The sequence below is a fragment of the Nocardioides bruguierae genome (assembly GCF_023656415.1).
Classification (GTDB): Bacteria; Actinomycetota; Actinomycetes; order Propionibacteriales; family Nocardioidaceae; genus Nocardioides; species Nocardioides bruguierae.
In genome coordinates, this window is the sequence record NZ_JAMOIL010000001.1 from 176145 (window position 1) to 196713 (window position 20569).

At 73.3% G+C, this 20569-nt stretch carries 18 protein-coding genes; 8 read left to right on the forward strand and 10 right to left on the reverse strand.

Annotated elements, in window-relative coordinates; translation table 11 throughout:
* Positions 1–4: 4 nt before the first annotated feature.
* The 3 genes from M8330_RS00900 to M8330_RS00910 form a co-directional block, all read right to left on the reverse strand.
* A complete protein-coding gene (locus tag M8330_RS00900; RefSeq protein WP_250825806.1) occupies positions 5–1399 on the reverse strand; it encodes an HNH endonuclease signature motif containing protein in 1395 nt (464 codons plus the stop codon).
* Positions 1400–1516: 117 nt separating this feature from the next.
* The gene (locus tag M8330_RS00905) at positions 1517–1687 is read right to left on the reverse strand and encodes a hypothetical protein (RefSeq protein ID WP_250825807.1); all 171 of its coding nucleotides are present in this window, start codon (positions 1685–1687) and stop codon (positions 1517–1519) included.
* A 77-nt stretch (positions 1688–1764) separates the two neighbouring features.
* A complete protein-coding gene (locus tag M8330_RS00910) occupies positions 1765–3294 on the reverse strand; it encodes an ATP-dependent DNA ligase (RefSeq protein WP_250825808.1) in 1530 nt (509 codons plus the stop codon).
* Positions 3295–3545: 251 nt separating this feature from the next.
* Here M8330_RS00910 and M8330_RS00915 point away from each other — a divergent pair, with 251 nt between their 5' ends.
* The 4 genes from M8330_RS00915 to M8330_RS00930 all read left to right on the forward strand — a co-directional run bounded on the left by M8330_RS00915 (position 3546) and on the right by M8330_RS00930 (position 6823).
* The gene (locus M8330_RS00915) at positions 3546–3830 is read left to right on the forward strand and encodes a hypothetical protein (RefSeq protein ID WP_250825809.1); all 285 of its coding nucleotides are present in this window, start codon (positions 3546–3548) and stop codon (positions 3828–3830) included.
* Positions 3770–4741 (forward strand): MFS transporter, encoded by a 972-nt coding sequence (locus M8330_RS00920; RefSeq protein WP_250825810.1) that lies wholly within the window; start codon positions 3770–3772, stop codon positions 4739–4741. The genes M8330_RS00915 and M8330_RS00920 overlap by 61 nt, the downstream gene beginning before the upstream one ends.
* Positions 4742–4995: 254 nt before the next feature.
* The gene (locus M8330_RS00925) at positions 4996–5826 is read left to right on the forward strand and encodes a GntR family transcriptional regulator (protein WP_250825811.1); all 831 of its coding nucleotides are present in this window, start codon (positions 4996–4998) and stop codon (positions 5824–5826) included.
* Between the two features lie 28 nt (positions 5827–5854).
* Positions 5855–6823 carry a DNA-3-methyladenine glycosylase family protein gene (locus tag M8330_RS00930; protein WP_250825812.1) on the forward strand — a complete coding sequence of 323 codons (969 nt, stop codon included), beginning with the start codon at positions 5855–5857 and terminating at the stop codon, positions 6821–6823.
* A 24-nt stretch (positions 6824–6847) separates the two neighbouring features.
* On the opposite strand, the gene M8330_RS00935 is transcribed toward M8330_RS00930, so the two are convergent.
* Positions 6848–8074 carry a phospholipase D-like domain-containing protein gene (locus M8330_RS00935; protein WP_284704099.1) on the reverse strand — a complete coding sequence of 409 codons (1227 nt, stop codon included), beginning with the start codon at positions 8072–8074 and terminating at the stop codon, positions 6848–6850.
* Between the two features lie 162 nt (positions 8075–8236).
* Between M8330_RS00935 and uvrB the strand changes: the two genes are divergently transcribed.
* Positions 8237–10393 carry an excinuclease ABC subunit UvrB gene (gene uvrB / locus M8330_RS00940; RefSeq protein WP_250051944.1) on the forward strand — a complete coding sequence of 719 codons (2157 nt, stop codon included), beginning with the start codon at positions 8237–8239 and terminating at the stop codon, positions 10391–10393.
* 163 nt (positions 10394–10556) lie between these two features.
* On the opposite strand, the gene opgC is transcribed toward uvrB, so the two are convergent.
* Genes opgC through M8330_RS00965 form a run of 5 tightly spaced genes read right to left on the reverse strand, consistent with a single transcriptional unit; the run spans position 10557 to position 16965 of the window.
* Positions 10557–13199: an OpgC domain-containing protein gene (gene opgC / locus M8330_RS22270; RefSeq protein WP_250825814.1), complete on the reverse strand. Its 2643-nt coding sequence runs from the start codon at positions 13197–13199 to the stop codon at positions 10557–10559.
* The gene (locus tag M8330_RS00950) at positions 13181–13615 is read right to left on the reverse strand and encodes an ATP-binding protein (protein ID WP_250051948.1); all 435 of its coding nucleotides are present in this window, start codon (positions 13613–13615) and stop codon (positions 13181–13183) included. Before M8330_RS00950 ends, opgC begins: the two co-directional genes overlap by 19 nt.
* Positions 13608–13943 carry an STAS domain-containing protein gene (locus tag M8330_RS00955; RefSeq protein ID WP_250051950.1) on the reverse strand — a complete coding sequence of 112 codons (336 nt, stop codon included), beginning with the start codon at positions 13941–13943 and terminating at the stop codon, positions 13608–13610. The genes M8330_RS00950 and M8330_RS00955 overlap by 8 nt, the downstream gene beginning before the upstream one ends.
* Entirely contained in the window at positions 13940–16156 is a 2217-nt protein-coding gene (locus M8330_RS00960; protein WP_250825815.1) for a glycosyltransferase family 2 protein, read from the reverse strand. Before M8330_RS00960 ends, M8330_RS00955 begins: the two co-directional genes overlap by 4 nt.
* Positions 16153–16965 carry a PP2C family protein-serine/threonine phosphatase gene (locus M8330_RS00965; protein WP_250825816.1) on the reverse strand — a complete coding sequence of 271 codons (813 nt, stop codon included), beginning with the start codon at positions 16963–16965 and terminating at the stop codon, positions 16153–16155. Before M8330_RS00965 ends, M8330_RS00960 begins: the two co-directional genes overlap by 4 nt.
* 15 nt (positions 16966–16980) lie before the next feature.
* Between M8330_RS00965 and M8330_RS00970 the strand changes: the two genes are divergently transcribed.
* Complete coding sequence (locus M8330_RS00970; protein WP_284704101.1) at positions 16981–17196, forward strand: winged helix-turn-helix domain-containing protein; 216 nt, start codon at positions 16981–16983, stop codon at positions 17194–17196.
* 80 nt (positions 17197–17276) lie between these two features.
* Positions 17277–18626, forward strand: coding sequence for an MFS transporter (locus M8330_RS00975; RefSeq protein WP_250825818.1), 1350 nt, complete (start codon positions 17277–17279; stop codon positions 18624–18626).
* On the opposite strand, the gene M8330_RS00980 is transcribed toward M8330_RS00975, so the two are convergent.
* Positions 18623–19324 carry a DUF1707 SHOCT-like domain-containing protein gene (locus M8330_RS00980; RefSeq protein ID WP_250051960.1) on the reverse strand — a complete coding sequence of 234 codons (702 nt, stop codon included), beginning with the start codon at positions 19322–19324 and terminating at the stop codon, positions 18623–18625. The genes M8330_RS00975 and M8330_RS00980 overlap by 4 nt on opposite strands.
* Before the next feature lie 133 nt (positions 19325–19457).
* Here M8330_RS00980 and M8330_RS00985 point away from each other — a divergent pair, with 133 nt between their 5' ends.
* On the forward strand, positions 19458–20510 hold the full coding sequence (locus M8330_RS00985; RefSeq protein ID WP_250825819.1) for a PAS domain-containing sensor histidine kinase: 1053 nt from the start codon (positions 19458–19460) through the stop codon (positions 20508–20510).
* Positions 20511–20569: the final 59 nt, after the last annotated feature.

Below are 20569 nucleotides of genomic sequence, written 5' to 3' on the forward strand. Positions count from 1 at the left end.
GCCGTCAGCCGCGCGGCACCTGAGGCTCTGGCGCCAGTGAGCCGCGGGCCGGGCGACGCAGGCGGGTCCGGTCTCGACGCCACGCGGGCGGTCCGTCAGCCGCGGCTGCCACAGGTTCGAGGAACTCCGGGCGTCCGTCGTCGACCCGGATGCGCACCTGCCACGGCGATCCGTGGATCAGACGGTGGTGCTGACCGCACAGCATCGCCAGGTTCTCCAACGACGTCGCGCCACCCTCGGCCCATGGCTGCACGTGGTGGGCGTGGCACATCACCGGCGCCCGGGCGCATCCGGGGAACGTGCAGCCGGCGTCCCGGGCCACCAGCGCCCGCCACAGCGCGACCGGGACCACCCGGCTCTGCCTGCCGATGTCGAGGATCTCGGACTCGCCGCCCAGGACGACCGGTAGTACGTCTGCGTCGCAGGCCAGACTGCGCAGCGTGGAGGCCGGCAGCGGCGTCCCGTCCTCGGCCACGCAGGCGTGCGCGTCGTCGCCGCTCAGGACCTGCAGCGGCACCGTGACCGCCAGCCGGGCACGTGCGCCGTGGCTCTCGGGAGGCAGGTCGGTGTCCAGCGCGTGCTGGCCGAGCCGCACGAGGGCGTCCCACATGCGGGCGCCGTGGTCGCGCGGATCGAGCGTGCGCTCACCGCCCGAGGGGTCGACCGCACTCACCGGAGATGTGAGCGGCAGCAGCGCGGCCCGCAGCACTGCCGCGTCCTCGAGGGTGCCGCGCCCGCGCAGGCGGACGCCGCCGCAGCCGTCGTCGGTGATCGACAGGAACCGGCGGTGGTGGGCCACCCGGTCGAGTCGCTCGCGGCTCGCCTCGTGCCTCGCTGCTGCCCCGTCAGGGTCGAGGTCGGCCAGCAGCTGGACGGCAGTCCGGTCCAGGTCGGTGGCGTTGAGCCGGTGGGCGTGGTCGAGGAGCGTCAGCTCCGCGACCTCGCGCAGGGCATCGTCGCCCGGCAGTCGGTCGACCTGCTCGAGCACCACCTGCGCCTGCTCCGGGCTGGCGGCTCCGGTCTCCAGGGCCTCCAGCGTGGCCTGACGCTGCTCGCTGAGGATCGTGGCCGCCTCGACCAGGCGCCTGCCGGCCCCGCGCCGCAATCCGGCGAGGTGCGTGTACCAGTCGGTGGTCGAGCCCCAGCCGAAGGCGGTACGGGCTAAGTCGCGCGCCTCCACCGCGGCCAGGGCCCGGGACTCCAGGGCGGCCAGCCGACTGCGTAGCTGCTGCACGCTTTCGACGAGGTCGTGCAACGCGCCGGCGTCGGCCTGGATGGGGTCGAGCGCGCCGACGTCGTCCACGAGGTCGTGGGCCGCGTCCGCGAAGGCCGCGACCCGCGCGGCCGTGAGGACACCGTGCCCGAGCGGTTCGGGTGCCTCGAGTGGAGTGATCGCCATGGCAGCCAGTGCACCCCGTCAGGTGGGTCGGCACGAGGGCGAGGCCGGCACCTGGGGACAACCACGGCCCAGCCGGAGCCTGTGGATGGTTGGCGGCCCGGTGGGCCACCGCCCCGGTCAGAGCGTGTCGGCCGCCAGCACGGTCGCCACGAGACCGACCAGGACCGCCACCGCCAGGAGCGTCGCCCCGTTGGCGACGGCGGCGTTCGACCCACGGCCGATCTGGGCTCGGCCGAGCACGAGGGCCGCCAGCGTGAGCACAGCCAGCAGGGTCAGCAGCAACGTCACGTCCACCTGCCAAGCCAACCACGACGGCTGGTCGACCCGGCGCCGGGGTCGGGGGAGAGGGGGGAGGCTGGACGAGGTCAGGACGACGCGTCGCCGGGAAGCATCGTCCGCACCGTGTCGATCGTGTCGGCTTCGCCGGCGGTCTTGTCGTCGCGGTATCGCACGACGCGCGCAAAGCGGAGTGCGACGCCGCCGGGGTAGCGCGTGGAGCGCTGCACGCCATCGAGCGCGATCTCCACGACCTGCTCCGGTCGCACGGTCACCACCCACCCGTCATCGCTCGTCTCGAGCGAGCGGAACCGCTCGGTCTGCCAGGCCAGCATCTCGTCGGTCATCCCCTTGAAGGTCTTGCCGACCATCACCAGGTCGTCGGACGCGTCACCTGCACGTGCAGCCAGATGGATGTTGGAGAGCCACCCGCGGCGCCGCCCGGAACCGTGCTCGACGGCCACGACGACGAGGTCGAGGGTGTGCACGGGCTTCACCTTGATCCAGGACGCGCCGCGACGACCTGCCTCGTAGGTGGACTCCAACGACTTGATGACGACGCCCTCGTGCCCGGCCGCCACCGCCTCCTGCGCGAACGCGTCAGCAGCCTGCGGGTCGGAGGTGACCAGGCGCGCGACACGGTGGTCGGTGGGGACCAACGAGGTCAGCACCTCCAGCCGGTCGCGCAGAGGCCGCTCGTGCAGGTCCTCGCCGTCGACGTGCAGCACGTCGAAGAACCACGGGGTGACGGCGAGGTCGGGAGAGTCCTGCCGAGCGGTGCGCGAGGAAGTCTCCTGGAACGGGCGCGGGCGGCCGTCGCGCCCCAGGAGCAGGGCCTCGCCGTCGAGCACGACGCGCGTCACCGGCAGGGCGCGGACCACGGCCACCACCTCCGGCAGGCGCGCGGTGATGTCGTCCAGGGTCCGCGTGACGACCCGCACGTCCTCGCCGCTGCGGTGCACCTGCACCCGGATGCCGTCCAGCTTCACGTCGACGGCCACCTCGCCGCCACCGGTCCGCGCCACCGCGGCCGACACGTCGGGGGCCGAGGAGGCCAGCATCGGCAGCACCGGGCGCATCACCTCCAGGCCCACGGACGCGAGCCCGTGCTCGCCGTCGCGCAGCGCCACCACCACGGCGGTCACGGGCGAGCCGGACATCATGGCCGCGCGGCGCACTGCCGCGACGGGCACCTGGGCGGTGACAGCGGCACCCTCCACCAGCACGGCGTCGAGGGCGCCCTGGCGCACCTGGCCGGTCATGACGGCGCGCAGCCAGTCCTGCTCCGGCCCGGAGGCCCGAGAGAACAGGCCCTCGAGCAGGTCGGCTCGCCGCGCCACGGCGCCCGCCCCGGACACGGCTGCGAGGGCCTCCAGGGCAGCCTCCACCTCCGCGACCTCCAACGTCGGCTCGTCGGCGGCCGCGGGGAGCTCCTGGAGGGAGCGCCAGCCGACGCCGGTGCGCCGCTGCCGCAGGGACCCGCCGAGCCACGACGCCACCACCTCCACCTCGGACGCCGGCGTGCGACCGAGCAGGTCGGCCACCGCGTCCCGCTTGGCCAGCCGGGACCGGGTGGCCGCGACCTGCGCGGACGTGGCGACGACCTCGTGGAGCAGCACGCTCCGATTCAACAGGCCACCGCCGACGTCCGCCTCGCCCCGAGGTGCCCGAGCGGGGGGAGTGGCCTGCACGAAACGGGCAGAGAGGGCCACATGGTGGACGAGGTCAACGGCGCGTTGTGACTGGACCTGTCGCCGATGTGCCCCTGATCGGCCGCGAGACGTGCGCGGCGACGGCGACACACTGGCGCAATGCCGGGGCAACCGCGTTGACGCGGTCGGGCAACAGGCGTCGCAGAGCGTGCTCCACGATGAACAAGCGCATCCTGGTCCTCGTCGCGGTCGTGACCTCCTTCGGCCCCTTCTCGATGGATCTCTACCTTCCCGCCCTCCCGGAGCTGCGCGACGAGATGGGCGCCGGCGCCGCGGCCGTGCAGCTGACCGTCACGGCCTGCATCCTCGGCCTCGGCCTCGGGCAGCTCCTCGCGGGGCTGGTCCCGGAGTCCCGCGGCCGCAAGCCGGTCCTCCTCGTGGGATGTCCTGCTGGGTCGTCGCCACACTGGCCTGCGCCGCCGCGCCCACCATCGCGGTGCTGACCGCGGCCCGCGTCGCGCAGGGGATCTCGGCAGGCGTGGCGATCGCCATGGCGCGCGTCGTGATCTCGGACCTCGATCCGGTCAACCTGACCCGACACCTCTCCCGGATGATGCTCGTGCTGGCCGCGGTCCCCGTCCTGGCGCCCACCATCGGCGGGTTCGCCCTCATGGCGGGCGGGTGGCGCTTCCTGTTCGTCCTGCTCGCCGCGGTGGGCGTCGTCTTCACGCTGGTCGCGTGGCGCCAGATGCCGGAGAGCCTGCACCCGGACGAGCGCGTGCGCCGGCACAGCGTCCTGGCCCGCTACGGGGAGCTGCTGCGCAACCGCCGCTTCCAGGTCCCGGTGCTCGGCAGCGCCCTGGGCATGGGCATCATGTTCGCCTACATCGGGGAGTCCTCCTTCGTCTTCCGCGACGGCTACGGGTTCGGGGAGATCCAGTACGGCCTGCTCTTCGGCTGCAACGCCGTCGCGCTGATCGCCGGCTTCCAGCTCAGCCCGTGGCTCCAGACGAGGCTGGGCGACCGACGCCTGGTCGCCACGGCGGGCGTCGTCGGGGCCTGCTCCGCCCTGACCATGCCGCTGTCGTCGACGCTTGCCCCCGGCCAGGCGGCGCCCGTGGTCGTGGCGCTCATGCTGGTGCTGGGGTCGGCCGGGCTGATCGTGCCGGTCACCTCAGCGCGGGCGCTGCTCGCCATGCCCGAGCACCGCACGGTCGCCTCTGGCCTCATGGGGGCCTGCCAGTTCTTCCTCGGCGCGCTCGTCGGTGCGCTGCCGGCCATGCTGGACGTCGGCGGCCCTGCCGCCCCGTTGGGCCTCACTGCCGCCGCGGCACTGGCCGTCATCACCGTGACGGCCGCCCGCCCCGTCCCGGTGGTGGAGCCCGCAGCGATGGAGGTCCCCGACGCCGCCTGAGGGGCGCCTCTATTCCGGCGGAATTCCGTGTGGCCCCCGGGTGAGGCCGCCGTGACGTGCCCCTGACCTGCGACGTCATCTGCGTGTGACACCAGGGCGGTGGCGCAGTCAACCCGGAGCATCCGCGTGATGCGGGGAGAACCTGCCGGGTGTCGACTTGTCGGGGTCAGACGGCCGGGCCGCTCCGTGGCCGTCATCATCCCCTCATCGCGAGTCGTCGGGTGCGGCCGACCGACGACGAGCCGGGAGCTTGGATGACCGCAACGGCAGGCCTCGACCGGACCCACGACCTGCGCCGGGTCCAGCACCCGCGCTCGGTGCGGACCTCGGCGCAGCAGCGCGGACAGCGCCAGAGTGCGTCGCGCCGCGTCTACGACCTGGTCCGCAGCAGCATCCGCCACGGGCTGGCGCCCGCCGGGACGCTCCTGGTCGAGGAGACACTGACCAAGCAGCTGCTCGCCAGCCGACAGGCGGTGCGGGAGGCGCTGCAGTCCCTGACCGCGGACGGCCTGCTCTCGCGTGCCCGCGGGACGGGCACCACGGTGGCCGGGATGATCGGCGTCGTCCACGCGGACCAGCTGATGTTCCTCGGGCCCGACGAGGCCGACCTGCCCGGCTCGGGCATCGAGGTGCTGGAGCAGCGCCTGCTGCCGTGCCCGCGCTGGCTCGCCCAGCAGCTCGAGGTGGACGCCGGCGACGAGGTGCGGCTGACCGAGCAGCTCGTCCGCGTCGGTGACGAGGCGGTCTGCCTGCGCGTGTCCTACCAGCCGGTCTCGCGCCTGCCCCAGCGCGTCGTGGGCACGGTGCACGACCTCGCCGACGCGTTCGAGCAGGCCTACGGCGTGCCGATGGCCTCCGTGCAGTCGGCCGTGGAGGCGGTGGCCGCCGACCACGGGACCGCTGAGCTGCTCGGGCTGGACGCGGGCGCCCCCGTCCTGCTGCGCGAGACCCTCCTGCGCAGCACCGACGGGCTGGTCCGCGAGGTCTCCTTCGCCCGGTACCGCGGGGACCGCGTGTCCCTGCGCCAGTCCAGCTGCCAGTCGAGCTGCCAGTCCAGCTGCCAGTCCAGCCGCTGCGGCGCCTGACGCCGGCCACCGGGGTACCGTCCTGGGCGTGCCGATCCTCCACGAGACCCGCACCTGGCGGCCACCGCCGCTGGTCGGCGCGAGCGGCGCAGCCGTGCCGTGGCCGGTGCGTCGCGTGCTCGGGCTCCAGCGCCACGGCGGCGGGGACCCCACTTTCCGCGTCGCGGCGGACGAGGCGGTGTGGCGCGGCCTGCGCACACCGCTGGGGCCGGCGACCCTGGTGGTCGCGGCCCGTCCGTCCGAGGGCGTCGTGGTCACCGAGGCCTGGGGCCCGGGCGGGACGTGGGCACTGGACTCGGTGCCCGCGCTGCTGGGCAGCGAGGACGACTGGTCGGGCTTCTCCACCGACCACCCGGTGCTCATGGAGGCCCGCCGGCACCACCCGCACCTGCGGCTGGGGCGCACCGGCCTGGTGATGGAGGCGCTGGTGCCCGCGATCATCGAGCAGAAGGTGACCGGCCAGGAGGCGTTCGCCGGCTTCCGGATGCTGGTGCGGCGGTTCGGCGAGCCGGCGCCGGGGCCACACGCCGCGGCCCTCGACCTGCACGTGCAGCCCACGCCCGAGACGATCCGGCAGGTGCCCTCGTGGGCGTGGCTCAAGATGCACGTGGACCCGGCCCGCTCGAAGGCGATCCTGCGCGCCGCCCGCGTGGCGGCCGCGCTCGAGCGCACCATCGGCCTGGAGGGCGACGAGGTCGAGCGCAGGATCACCAGCATCCCGGGGATCGGGGAGTGGACGGCCGCCGAGGTGCGCCAGCGCGCGCACGGCGACCCCGACGCGGTGAGCTTCGGCGACTACCACGTCGCCAAGGACGTCGGCTGGGCGCTCACGGGCACCCCGTGGGACGACGACCAGCTGCGGGAGTTCCTCGAGCCGTACCGGCCGCAGCGCGGCCGGGTCCCCGCGCTGGTCGCGGCGGCGGGGCTGCACCGGCCGCGACGAGGAGCACGCATGGCGCCGCGCGGTCACCTGCCGGCGCGCGTCACGCGGTGGTGACCGGGACCGGAGGCGGGGGAAGGCTCAGAGCAGCGGCCGCAGCGGGCCGAGCACGGCCTCGGTGAACTTGCGGTGCATGTCGCGGGCCTGCCACTCGCCGAGGGTGAGCTCGAGGCTGTTGGAGCAGTCGGTCGCGAAGATCTCCTCCATGGCCTCGGCCAGGGAGCCGTCGACGACCTCGACGTTGATCTCGTAGTTGCCCGAGAGGGAGAGCCGGTCGATGTTCGCGGTGCCCACCGTCGTCCAGGTGCCGTCGATGGTGCAGGTCTTGGCGTGCACCATGGCGCCCACGAACCGGAAGATCCGCACCCCGGAGGCGAGCAGCTGGGCGTAGTAGCCGCGGGAGGCCCAGTCGGCCACGACGTGGTTCGACTTCAGGGGCACGATGATCCGCACGTCCACCCCGCGGGCGGCCGCGTCCTTGAGCGCGTCGACGAAGTCCTGGTCGGGGAGGAAGTAGGCGGTGGTCAGCCAGATCCGCTCGCTGGCCCGGTTGATGGCCTCGAGGTACATGCCGCGGATGGGGAACATCCACAGCCTCGGCACGTTGCGGTGCACGCGCAGCCAGGTCTCCCAGGAGCCGGCGGTCTCGAGCAGCAGCGGGCGCTCGGAGCTGCGGAAGCGCCGGCGTCGGTGGAGGTTCCAGAAGTCGGCGAACGCGCGCTGGAGGTCCCACACGGCGGGGCCCACGATGCGCAGGTGGGTGTCGCGCCACTCGCTGGCGTACTCGTCGCCGACGTTGTAGCCGCCCACGAACGCGGTCTCGGAGTCGACCACGAGGATCTTGCGGTGGTCGCGTCCGTAGCGGCGCAGGTCGAGGAAGCGCAGGCCGGCCGGGTACACGGGGTAGGGCAGCACGTGCACGTTGCCCGGGAAGCGCTTGAACCGGGGGTCGGAGACCAGGTTGGCGAAGCTGTCGTAGATGCAGTAGACCTCGACGCCGCGGTCGGCGGCCGCCACGAGGGCCTCCTTGATCCGCTCGCCCGTGCGGTCGGACTTCCAGATGTAGGTCTCGAACAGGATCTGCCGGGTCGCCGACTGGATCGCCTCGACCATCGCGTCGAACACGTCGGCGCCGTAGGTGTAGGTCGTCACGCGGCTCTCCCCGACCTCCACCGAGCGCGGGTCCGTCACCGGGAACGGGCGCGACCGCTTGCCGCGACGGCGGTAGGCGTCGACCAGGGACAGCGCGGCGGCCAGTGCGAGCTGGAAGCCGACGACGGCCAGCAGGGCGCGGCGCGCCGAGCGCAGGAGCCGCTCGAGGCGGGTGAGAGGGGAGCCCACGACACTCAACGTAGACGACCCGGCCGGGTGGTCACAGCGGTGGTGCGGACGACGGCGCGCCCGGCGTGTCCCTCGTCGCGCCCACCCGGGCGGGGGCGGGCTGTCGGACCTCCACCGTAGGCTTGCCGCATGCGTCCCACCACCGACCTCGAGCGCCGCGTCGCGCCGTTCCACGTCGAGTCCGACTACCAGCCGTCGGGCGACCAGCCGGCGGCCATCGCCGAGATCAGCAAGCGCATCGGCGGCGGCGAGCAGGACGTGGTGCTGCTGGGCGCGACCGGCACGGGCAAGACCGCGACGGTGGCCTGGGTGGCCGAGAAGCTCCAGCGCCCGCTGCTGGTGCTCCAGCCGAACAAGACGCTCGCCGCGCAGTTCGCCAACGAGCTGCGCCAGCTCTACCCGGAGAACGCGGTCGAGTACTTCGTCTCCTACTACGACTACTACCAGCCCGAGGCCTACGTGCCGCAGACGGACACCTACATCGAGAAGGACTCCTCGATCAACGAGGAGGTCGAGCGGCTGCGTCACTCGGCCACCAACTCGCTGCTGACCCGTCGCGACGTGATCGTGGTCAGCACCGTCTCGTGCATCTACGGCCTGGGCACGCCGCAGGAGTACGTCGACCGGATGCTCCGGCTGCGCGTGGGGGAGGAGCACGACCGGGACGCGATCCTGCGGCGCCTGGTGGAGATCCAGTACACCCGCAACGACCTGTCCTTCACCCGCGGCACCTTCCGGGTGCGCGGTGACACCCTCGAGATCTTCCCGGTCTACGAGGAGCACGCGGTGCGGATCGAGTTCTTCGGTGACGAGATCGAGCGGCTGATGACGCTGCACGCGGTCACCGGCGAGGTGATCACCGAGGACTCCGAGCTCTACGTCTTCCCCGCCACCCACTACGTCGCCGGCCCGGAGCGGATGGAGCGGGCGATCGGCGGGATCGAGGCCGAGCTGGCCGACCAGCTGGCCAAGTTCGAGCGCGAGGGCAAGCTTCTCGAGGCCCAGCGGCTGAGGATGCGCACCACCTACGACATCGAGATGATGCGTCAGGTCGGGTCCTGCTCGGGCATCGAGAACTACTCGATGCACATCGACGGCCGCGGACGCGGCTCCGCCCCCAACTGCCTCCTGGACTACTTCCCGGAGGACTTCGTGCTGGTCGTGGACGAGTCCCACGTGACCGTGCCGCAGATCGGCGGCATGTACGAGGGCGACATGTCCCGCAAGCGCAACCTCGTGGACCACGGGTTCCGGTTGCCGTCCGCGATGGACAACCGGCCCCTGCGCTGGGAGGAGTTCCTCGAGCGCATCGGCCAGACGATCTACCTCTCCGCCACCCCGGGCGACTACGAGCTCGACAAGGTCGGTGGCGACAAGCCCCCGCACGTGGTCGAGCAGATCATCCGCCCCACCGGCCTCATCGACCCCGAGGTCGTGGTCAAGCCGACCAAGGGCCAGATCGACGACCTGATCCACGAGATCAAGGTGCGCGCGGAGAAGGACGAACGGGTGCTGGTCACCACGCTGACCAAGAAGATGTCCGAGGACCTGACCGACTACCTGCTGGACGCCGGCATCCGCACCCGGTACCTGCACTCGGAGGTCGACACGCTCAAGCGGATCGAGCTGCTGCGGGACCTGCGGATGGGCGCGTACGACGTGCTCGTCGGCATCAACCTGCTCCGTGAGGGTCTGGACCTGCCCGAGGTGTCGCTGGTGAGCATCCTGGACGCCGACAAGGAGGGCTTCCTCCGCTCGGACAAGTCGTTGATCCAGACGATCGGCCGCGCGGCCCGCAACGTCTCGGGCCAGGTGCACATGTACGCGGACAAGATCACCCCCTCGATGGAGCTGGCCATCGAGGAGACCAACCGGCGGCGCACGAAGCAGGTCGCCTACAACACCGAGCACGGGATCGACCCGCAGCCGTTGCGCAAGCGGATCGCCGACATCACCGACATGCTCGCCCGCGAGGACGAGAACACCCAGGCGCTGCTGGAGACCTGGGCGGGCACCGAGGCCAAGGGGCGCGCCGGCAAGGCCGGCCAGAAGGCGGGCGAGGGCAGGACGAAGCAGCCCGTGCCGGCGCTCGGCGAGGCCTCCGGCCAGCACGCCAAGGACCTCGCCGGCATGCCGAGCGCCGAGCTCGCGCAGCTCATCCAGGACCTCACGGACCAGATGAAGACCGCGGCGACCGAGCTGCAGTTCGAGGTCGCCGCCCGCCTGCGCGACGAGATCGGCGACCTCAAGAAGGAGCTCCGCCAGATGATGGAAGCGACGAAGTGAGGAGGAACGCCGACCGAGGAACGAGGTCGAGCGATCCCGACGAGCGAGGAGCATCACGAGCGCAGCGAGCGTCGGCGACGTGAGCCCAGCCGCTGCAGGACGCGCCCGATTCGCGGCGTGACGCGCACCGCCGGCCGAGGAGGCGCCCCGGCCGGCGGCACGCTCAGCGCGCGGTGGCCCCGGCGGGCGCTCGCCGCCGCGCCAGCACCCAGACGAGCGCCAGCACGACGACGTGCACGAGCAGGCCCTGCCACCAGCTGTCCCGGTCGAGGCCGGGCACGTTGTCGACGGCGATCGCCTGGAACGCCTGCGCCACGACCACGGTGAGCGCGGCGCGCCCCAGCGGCAGGAGCACGGGGCCGAGGACACGCGCGACCGGCGTCCAGCAGGCGGTGAGCACGAGCAGCGCCGCGACCCCGACCAGGGCGAGGTCCACGAGCCGCCCCGGCTGCAGCAGCACGGGGTCGTAGAGGTGGTCGGCCACCCAGGCGTAGGTGCCGTCGGGGAAGGGCCCGGCCACCCCGTGACGCTCCTGCAGCCACAGCCAGCCGAGGCCGGCGCCGTACACGAGCGCGAGCGCCGCGGCGACGACGCGGATCGGCACACCGACCAGGCCGCGCGCCACGTCCTCCCGGTGGTGGGCCAGCACGAGGCCGTGCACGAACGGGAGCTGCCACACGAGCAGCGGGTAGGCGTCGGCGAACTGCGACCCGAGCAGGGTGGCGCCGGAGAGCACCCCCAGCACGTAGGCGGTCCAGGACAGGCCGAGCAGCGCCCACCACAGGCGGCGGTGCAGCAGCCAGACCAGCACCGGGGTCACGAGGCCGAGGACCACGAACAGTCCCAGCATGGAGACGACCCACGGGCCGAGCTGGAGCAGCAGGAGACGGCGCACCTCGTCCCCGGGCGGGGGGTAGGCGAGCAGGTCGGCGCCGCCGGTGTAGAGGTCGTGGACACGTCCGCCGTCGTCGGTCACGGTCGTGACCGCGTCCGTCCGGACGAACGGGATGCGGGCCAGCAGGTACACGCCGACGGTGGTGCCGAGCGCGGCCGCGTAGATGCGCGCCGCGCGACGCCACGTGGTCACGGCGGCGGCCCACTCCCCGAGCCGGGCGATGGTCGGCGTGGTGACGAGTCCGAGGGCGAGGCCGGAGACGAGGACGAACAGCTCCCGGCCGCTGACGGCGAGCAGGGCGGTGTCGGTGACGGCGGTGAACGGCCCCGCCACCTCGACCTGCACGACGACCAGCGCCACGAGGAGGAGCCCGCGGAGCAGGTCGAGGCGGGCGTCGCGGACGATCCCGGCGGTCCTGGTGAGCGGCCCCGCCGGGGCGCCAGGCTCGTCCTCTGAGCCGTCGACCCCGGTGGGCAGCCGGTAGGCCCACCCCGGGCGCACCCGCGCCACCCACGAGGCCACCAGGAGCAGCAGCGCGAGGACGAGCACGCACAGCGCGATACAGCCCAGCTCGTCGTCGGTGGTCTCGGGCTCGGGGAGGCGGGTGGTGGCCGCGGCCTCGTTGGCGCCGGCCTGGTCGAGCACCGAGGTGACGGGGCCGATGTCCGCACCGGAGCGACGCAGGGCCATGCGCAGGTCGTCGGCCAGTGCCGGACGACGGGTGGCGCGCCAGTCGACGACGGCGTCGGCGACCTCCGCCTCGGTCCGCCGCTGCTCCAACCAGCTGATCGCCTTGATCCGCGGGTGGTCGGTCAACGAGCCCAGCACCTGGTCCCACCAGGTGCTCTTGATGTCGTACTCGCTGTCGCCCTCGGCATCGGGCTCCCAGAGAGCCCCGGTCTCCACGATCATCGGGAGCCGGCGGTCCACGGCGTAGCGCTGGTAGAAGGTCTGGCGGGTGCCGGCGTCGGCCGCGTAGCCGTACCGGTCGTCGAGACGCTCGTCGAACGCCTTGCGGGAGGGGCGCACGTTGGGCTCGAAGCCCTCGCCGAGCCCGGCCTGGGTGCCACCGGTGGCAGGGTCGAGGTCGTTGTCCACGCGCTGCTGGTCGACGCCGAAGTGGTAGAGGGTCAGCCCGACCCAGTCGACGTACTGCTCGCCGGGCCAGTAGGGGCCGTAGGGGTCGTCCGCGGCGTCCACCACGCCGTCCCCGGTCGTGTCCAGGCCGGTGGCGGTCGCGTCCCGGCTGGGGGCGACGTCGCCGTACGCCGCACCGTAGGGGTAGCCGGCGCCGTAGACGGGGGACCAGACGATGGACACGACCGGGAGGGTGCCGCGGGCGGTCTCGCGGTCGTCCCCGACGGCCGTGGCCAGCGAGCGGAACGCCTGCACGTACCCGCCGGGCTGCTGGCCCCACAACGTCCAGGAGCCGTTCATCTCGGGGCCGAAGCGCAGGAGCCAGCGAGTGCCGCGGGTGCGGTGCAGCTCGTGCAGCTCGTCGGCGAGGAGCTGGGCGTCGTCCTCGGTGAGGTCGCGCAGGGCCACGGTCGGCTCCACGTCGAGGACGGCGACGGCCCCCTGGCCGGAGGCCTGCTCGGCGAACTGGCCGAGGTAGGTGACGTCGTCGTCGGAGAGCGGGTAGTCCACCCGCTGCGCGTACAGCGACGGGGTCGCCCCCAGCCGCTCGGCGTAGTCGGCGGCGGAGTCGCTGCCCCACTCCAGGCCCGACCCGAACCAGGCGTGGCCGGAGGCGGGCATCGCCGGCGGGTCCGTGGGCACGGAGGCCTCACGGTCCGACGCCGAGGTGATGCGGTGGGCGACGTAGGCGACGACGAGGGCGAGCACGAGGACGACGGCGAGGACGCCGGCCGCCCGGCCGAGCCGACGCCGCGTCAGGAGGTGATGCGGCACGTGAGCGTCCAGGTGTTGCGCGTCTCGGTGCGCGCGTAGGAGAGCTCGTCCACGGAGGCCAGGGCGATCGGCAGGCCACGGCCGGACTCGGCCTCGGCGTCCGGCATGCTGAGGTCGCTGAGGTCCACGGCGGCCGCCTGGCCGTCGTCCTCGACCACCGCGCGCAGGCGCTCGTGGTCGACGTCCAGCGCGAGGGTCAGCGAGTGGTCCGGGGCGGAGCCCTCCTCGGAGACGTGGGCGTAGGCGTGCTCGACGACGTTGCCGACGACCTCGGTGACGGCCAGCTCGAGGCGGAAGCGGTCTCCCGCCGGCGTCCAGGGAGCCTCGTCCCAGACCTCGGCCAGGAGGGCCCCGACCTCGTCGACGGTCTCGGGCACGGCGGGCAGGCGCACGGAGCGGGTGACGGCGTCAGTCACGGAAGGCCTCCTCCACGCTGGGGCGGGCGCGCAGCACGCGGTCCATGTTGGTGAGCTGCAGGACGGCCATGACCGGCTCGGTGACAGCGGCCAGCCGCAGGTCGCCACCGGCCTGGCGGGCGGTCTTGAGGCCCGCGATGATGGCGCCGAGGCCCGAGGAGTCCATGAACTCGGTGGCGGAGAGGTCCACGACCACCCGGGTGCTGCCGGCGGCGACCAGGTCGGCGAGGAGCTCGCGCATCCGGCGCGCGGCCACCATGGTCAGCCGCCCGTGCGGCCGGACCACGCCGACGCCGTCGGCGAGGGTCTCCACGTCGATGTCGATCATCGTCTGTCTCCTGTGTCGTGCTCGTGGACCTGCTCAGCGGTCCCGGTCGGGGGATGGCTCCGGTCGAGGCCGGTGCCGGTGGGAGTGGTCGCGGGGGTGGTGGGCGACGGGGCGGCGGTCTCCCGCGGTCGTACCGAGAGCGCGATGCGCGTCTCGACGTCCAGCGGCGCCCCCGCACCGACGAGCACCGGGACGGGGCGGGGCGGCGCGGCCGCCGGCTCCTCGGTCTCGGGGCGGTAGCGCACGGCCTGGAGGATCACGGAGAAGATCAGCAGGTCGAACAGGACCCAGCCGATGTTCACGAGCGCACCGAGGGCGGTGGCCTGGCCGACGGCCAGCCGGACCAGGCCGATGACGGCCGCCGCGACGAGCAGCCCCATCGCCCACAGCTGGGGGCGCACGAGGTCCCAGCGGTTGCCCTGGTCCTCGCGCCGGGTCTTGGGCGTGACCGCGAAGTCGAGGCTGCGCCCCAGGAACACGTTGCCGAACGCCGAGGTGAACGACTTGATCCAGACCGGGAACAGCGCCAGCGAGTACTGCTGGCCGCGCCAGGTGGGTCTGCCGTTGGCCACCACCGCGAACAACAGCTGGTTGAGGACGAGGAACGGCACCAGCCGCAGGAAGAAGTCCACGCTGAACGCCTGGACCGGCAGCACCCCGAAGACCAGGTAGACGATCGGGGCCGCGATGTAGACGATCGCGGCGAAGCCGGACAGGTAGCTCCACATGGTGGCGAAGTACATGAGCCGCTGCGTCCAGGTGAGCCGGGGCTGGGTCAGCGGGTTCTCGCGGAGCATCACCTGCACGGTGCCCTGGGCCCAGCGCAGCCGCTGGGTGAGCATGGTCGGCAGGTCCTCGGGAGCGAGGCCGTGCGCCAGCACCTCGTCGTGGTAGGCGCTGCGCCAGCCCATGCCGTGCAGGCGCATGCAGGTGGCCATGTCCTCGGTGACCGAGATGGTCGCCAGCGGCATGATCGGCTGGGCCTCGCCCGAGCGGCCGACGTCGACGGCGGCGACGAGCGCCTCCACGCCCTGGACGGCCCCGAGCGGGGACCAGTCGCGCGCCGCGAGGGCGTCGAGCGCGTCCGGCATCGCGTACGGGTCCTCGGGGAGCACGGTGAGCCCGTCCTGCGCGTGGTCGTGCACCCGCGCGTCGAGAGCGGGCGCGCTCGCGTCGTCCAGTCCGGCCTCCAGCTCCGCGATGATGGCGAGGTCGGCCTGGAGCGCCTCGAGGTCGGCGGCGACGAGCGAGCGGCGCACGGCTGCGACGCGCTGCTGGAAGCGGTAGGTGACGTCGAACAGCGCCTCGCCGCGGTCCAGGGCGCGCTGGGCGCGGCCGACGTCGTGGAGCACCTCGGCCAGGGCGCCGCGGACCTGGTGGTCGTCGGGGCCGGTGGACTCCATCGCGTGCCGCAGCACCGTGCGCGCGGTGCGCAGGGCGCGGTGCACGCCCTCCTCCACCTCGGCCGCGTAGCGGGCGATGCCCAGCTGCATGAGCGCCTCGCGCCGGATGACGGCGTTGGAGCCGCAGAAGAACGCGGCGTTCCAGCCGTCCTTGCCCTGCTGGATGGGGCCGTAGAACAGCGGGGCCTGGCTGCCGAGCGGGTCGCGGGCCGGCACGTTCTTGAACCACTGGGGCGTCTGCACGAGCGCCATCTGCTCGTCGTTGAAGTACCCGAGCGTGCGGTCCAGGATCTCCGGGAGCGGGACCTGGTCGGCGTCGAGGATGAGCAGGAACTCGCCCTCGGTGCTCAGCAGCGCGTTGTTGAGGTTGCCGGCCTTGGCGTGCCGGGGCATGCCGATCCAGTCCGAGGAGCGAGTGATCCAGCCGATGCCCGCCGCCTCGGCGGCGGCGCGCATCTCCGGGCGGTTGCCGTCGTCGAGGATCCAGGTGCTGTGCGGGTAGGTGATGTCGCGGGCCGCCAGCGCGGTCTCCATCACCATCTCGACGGGCTCGTTGTAGGTGGTGATGAAGACGTCGACGGTGCGGCCCGGCGGGGGCGGCACGGGCTCGCCGCGTTCACGCAACCGCCACATCGTCAGCCCGAAGAGCAGCGAGTCGATCAGGCTGTAGGTCTCCGCCAGCACCAGGGGCACGGCGATCCACCACGCGTCCCAGGCGACGGAGAAGAGCCACCGCCAGACGACGTAGTTGATCCCGAGGAGCGCCACCAGCACCACGATGACGCGGATGGCGAGCAGCCTGCGGGTCATGCGGCCCCGTCGCGGAACGCCACGAGCACCGTGACGTCGTCGAGCGGCGTGAGGCGGCGGGTGAGCTCCTCGACGGCGGCCAGGAACCCGGCGGCGTCGGGGGCGTCCAGCACCAGCTGCCCGATCTCGTCGCTCCAGCGCACCGGGTCCTGGAGGAGGTCCAGGAGGCCGTCGCTGAGCAGGAGCAGGCGGTCACCCGGCTCGATGGTCTCGGTGTGCTCGGTCCAGCTGTCCTCGCCCAGTGCCCCGACCGGGCGGTCGTGGCTGCCGAGCCGCTGCACCGTGCCGTCGGCGCGCACCAGCAGGGACAGCCCGCTGCCGGCGTCCACGTAGCGCAGGTAGCCGTCCTCGAGGTCCAGCGCGCACTCGAGGAGGGTGACGAAGGACGCGCTGCGGTCGAGGTCGGCCTGCACGGTGCGGGCCACGCGGGTGGTGGTCACGCCGAGGTCGACGCCGGCGGTGACGGCGTCGTGGGTCGAGCGGACCGCGGCGCGGACGGTCGCGCTGAGCAGGGCGGCCCCCGTGCCCTTGCCCATCACGTCGGCCAGCGTGAGGTGGACGGTGCCCCGCGTCTCCTCGTGGTCGAAGAAGTCCCCACCGACCGCCAGCGACGGCAGGCAGGAACCCCGGACGTCCCAGCCCCGGGCCACGAGGGGCCCGCGGGGGAGCAGCGAGGTCTGCACGAAGCGCGCCTGGCGGGACTCCCCGGAGGAGACGAGCTCCTGCTCCGCCCACGCGGCGAGGTCCTCGAGCGCGTCGACGGCCTCGCCCTCCAACGTCCGCGGCGTGGAGTCGTACAGGGCGAACATCCCCACCACGTTGCCCTGGGGGTCGCGCAGCGGCCGGACGAGACGTGGAGCCGGCAGGAGCTCGCCGCGGCCGTGTGGTCGGGGGAGTTCGTGGAGTCGGACTACCTGGTCGACGTGGCGGTGGGCGGCATCCGCACCAAGCTGCGCCGGGCCGGTTCCCGGGCGCGCTGGATCGACGCCGTCGACGGCTCCTCCTACGTGCTGCGGCGCCAGCCCGCCGTCGGCGCCTGAGGAGACCCGCGCCACCCCGGCGCCGGTCGGCGCCCGGCCCGCCTCGCGGGACGCCGCGTGCGGGGGAGCAGGATGAGCCGGTGAGCTCCGCCGCCGTCGTCCCGCCCGCCGACCCGGCCCCTCTGCGTCGTGCCCTGCTCGTGTGGGGCATCGGGCTCGCGGTCTACCTGCTGGCGATCTTCCACCGCACGTCCCTGGCCGTGGCCGGCCTGGAGGCGACCGACCGGTTCGGCATCACCGCCAGCCAGCTGGCGACGTTCACCATGCTCCAGCTGCTGGTCTACGCGGGCATGCAGGTGCCGGTGGGCCTGCTGGTGGACCGGTTCGGCCCCCGGGCCGTGATGCTCACGGGCGTCGTGGTCCTCTCCGCAGCGCAGGTGGGCTTCGCGCTCGCCGAGTCCTACGGGGTGGCGCTGGTGGCACGCACCTTCGTCGGCATGGGTGACGCCATGACGTGGATCTGCCTCCTGCGGCTGGTCAACCGCTGGTTCGGGCCACGCCGGGTGCCCGTGGCCACGCAGCTGTCCGGCGTGATCGGCCAGCTGGGTGCCATCGCGGCTGCGGCCCCGATGACCTGGGCCCTCGGGACGGTCGGCTGGACGACGGCGTACCTGGTGACCGCCTCGCTCGGCCTGCTGGTCGGGCTCGGGGTGCTCCTCGGCGTCCGCGACTCACCGGCCGCGCGGACGGTGCGGGGCGACGCCCTCTCGCTGGGGCGCGTCCGCTCCCTGCTGGCCTCCGCGTGGTCCCACCCCGGCACCCGGCTGGGCTTCTGGTCGCACTTCGTCACCCAGTTCTCGGCCACCACGATGGCGCTGCTGTGGGGGTACCCGTTCTTCGTCCAGGGCGAGCACCGGACCCCGGCACAGGCGAACCTGCTGCTCACGCTGATCGTGGTGGCCTTCATGTACTCCGGGCCGGTCCTGGGCCGCCTCGTCGCCCGGCACCCGTGGCACCGGTCCTCGATGGTCCTGGTGATCGTCTCGGCCATCGTCACCGTCTGGACCGCCGTCCTGCTGTGGCCGGGCGACGCCCCGCTGTGGCTGCTGGTGCTGCTCACGCAGGTCGTCGGTGTGGGCGGGCCCGCGTCCCTCATCGGCTTCGACCTGGCCCGCACCTCCAACCCGGGGGAGCGGCAGGGCTCCGCGTCCGGCCTGGTCAACCAGGGCGGGTTCGTGGCGAGCCTGGTGCTGGTGGCGGCGATCGGCCTCATCCTCGACTGGCGGACCCCCGCCGGCTCCACCGACTACGACGCCTCGGCGTTCCGCTGGGCCATGAGCTTCCAGTACGTGCTGTGGGGCCTGGGCCTCACGCAGGTCTACCGGCTGCGGCAGAGGACACGCCGCTACCTCACCGACCTCGCGCTGCGCGGCGGTGTGGAGGGGAACGCCGTGCCGGGGGCCCAGGAACGGGCCCAGGACCGGGGCTAGCGCCGCCCGTCGGGGCCGCGGCCCTGCTGTCGTCGCCCGTCGAGGCGCTCGTTCACGCGGCGCAGCACGTCCGCCTCGAGCGCGCGGGCGGCCTCGCCCGCCTTCCGCTTGGCGGCGTCCCGCGCCGCGCGCAGAGTCTCCTCGCCACTCGGCGCCCGGGTCCGGCTGCGGGCCAGCTCCTTGGCCCGGCGGCGCTCCAGCTTCTCCCGCTCGGAGGCCACGATCTCGTCGCGCGTGAGGAGCACGCGGAGCAGGTTGGCGAGGGTCGCGGCCATGACGATCAGCGGCCACGGGAAGGAGGCGTGCCCGTCGCTGGCCAGGTAGACCGCGCCCCAGATGGCCCAGGTGATCAAGGAGGGCGCCAGGACGCCCACCAGCGCCGAGGACCGCTGCCGCCGCCACGCGCGCTCGGCCTCCGCCTGGATCTCGGAGCGGGTGCCGGGGGCCAGCGTCGGCACCGGCACGGCGCGGGCGTCGGGCACGAGGTCGAGCAGGAGCGAGGCCAGGTCGCCCAGGGTGCGGGCCGTCTGGGCCACCTCGACCCGCTCGGCGCGCTCGACGGTGTCCAGGCGCCCCTCCGCGTAGGCCTCGTCCAGGAGGCTGCACGTCACCGCGCGGTCGTGGTCCGCGGCGCGCAGGTGCGCGTGCGCGGGGTCGCGCGGGTCCAGCGCGAAGGAGGACCAGACGAAGGCGTCCACGCGGCCAGCGTAACGGCCTGACGGGCAGCTCCCGGGGCGCCGGTCGAGACCGCACGTGACGTGTGCCGCGCCCGGCAGGGTGGCCCGGGCGGTTCTGCCGCGCGGGCGGGGTGGACGGGCCTATGGTTCGGGGGTGCACGACGAGACGGCCCTGCCCTCGCTGGAGCGCCTCGACTGGGCCGCCCAGATCAAGGACTACGCGATCATCACCCTGGACCCCCGCGGGCTGGTGACGTCGTGGAACGAGGGCGCCGTGCTGGTGAAGGGGTGGAGCGCGCCGGAGATCATCGGCCGGTCCTTCGAGACCTTCTACCCGCCGGAGGACGTGGCCGCCGGGCTGCCGCACCAGCTGCTGGCCCTGGCTCTGGCCGAGGGCCGCACGGAGCACCTGGGGTGGCGCGTGCGGCGCGACGGCACCCGGTTCTGGGGCGACGTGGTGATCACCGCCGTCCATGACGACAACGGGCAGCACACCGGCTTCGTCAAGGTGACCCGTGACCTCACCGAGCAGCGGGCGGTCGAGCGTGCGCGCGAGACCTTCATCGCCGGCCTGGGTCACGACTTCCGCAGCCCCCTGACCAGCATCGAGGGCTACGCCCAGCTGCTCGCCTCCGACCTCGACGACCCGGTGCTCGTCGACTTCGCCCAGCGCATCCGCTCCAACGCGAAGCGGGTGATGGGGATGGTCGAGCAGCTGGTCGAGCAGGCCAAGCTCCGGACCGGAACGGTCGAGATCGAACCGGAGCCCGTCGACCTCGGCGCCTTCCTCCCGGCGCTGGTGGGAGACCTCGGGGGCGTGCTGCGCACGCACGAGGTCGTGGTGGAGCCGTGCGAGGGCGTCTACGTGCTCGCCGACCCCGACGCGCTGCGCCGGGTCCTCACCAACGTCCTGACCAACGCCGCGAAGTACAGCCCCCGCGGCTCGCGGGTCGACGTCGTCGTGACGCCCGCGGCCGAGGCGATGGTGGACGTGGTCGTCGCCGACCGGGGCCGCGGGATCGCGGAGGACGACCGGGAGGCCGTGTTCGGCGAGTTCGAGCGCGGCACCCGCGCGGAGCGCGACGGCGGCTTCGGTCTGGGCCTCGCCGTCGTGCGTCAGCTGTGCGAGCTGATGGGCGGTACGGCTCGTGCGGACGCCGGCCGACACGGCGGCACCGACCTGATCGTCACCCTCCCCGCGGTGTGAGGAGACCCACCGCCTCCCACCAGCTGTCCTACCAGTGAGTAGGGTCCGGGGGACGAGGC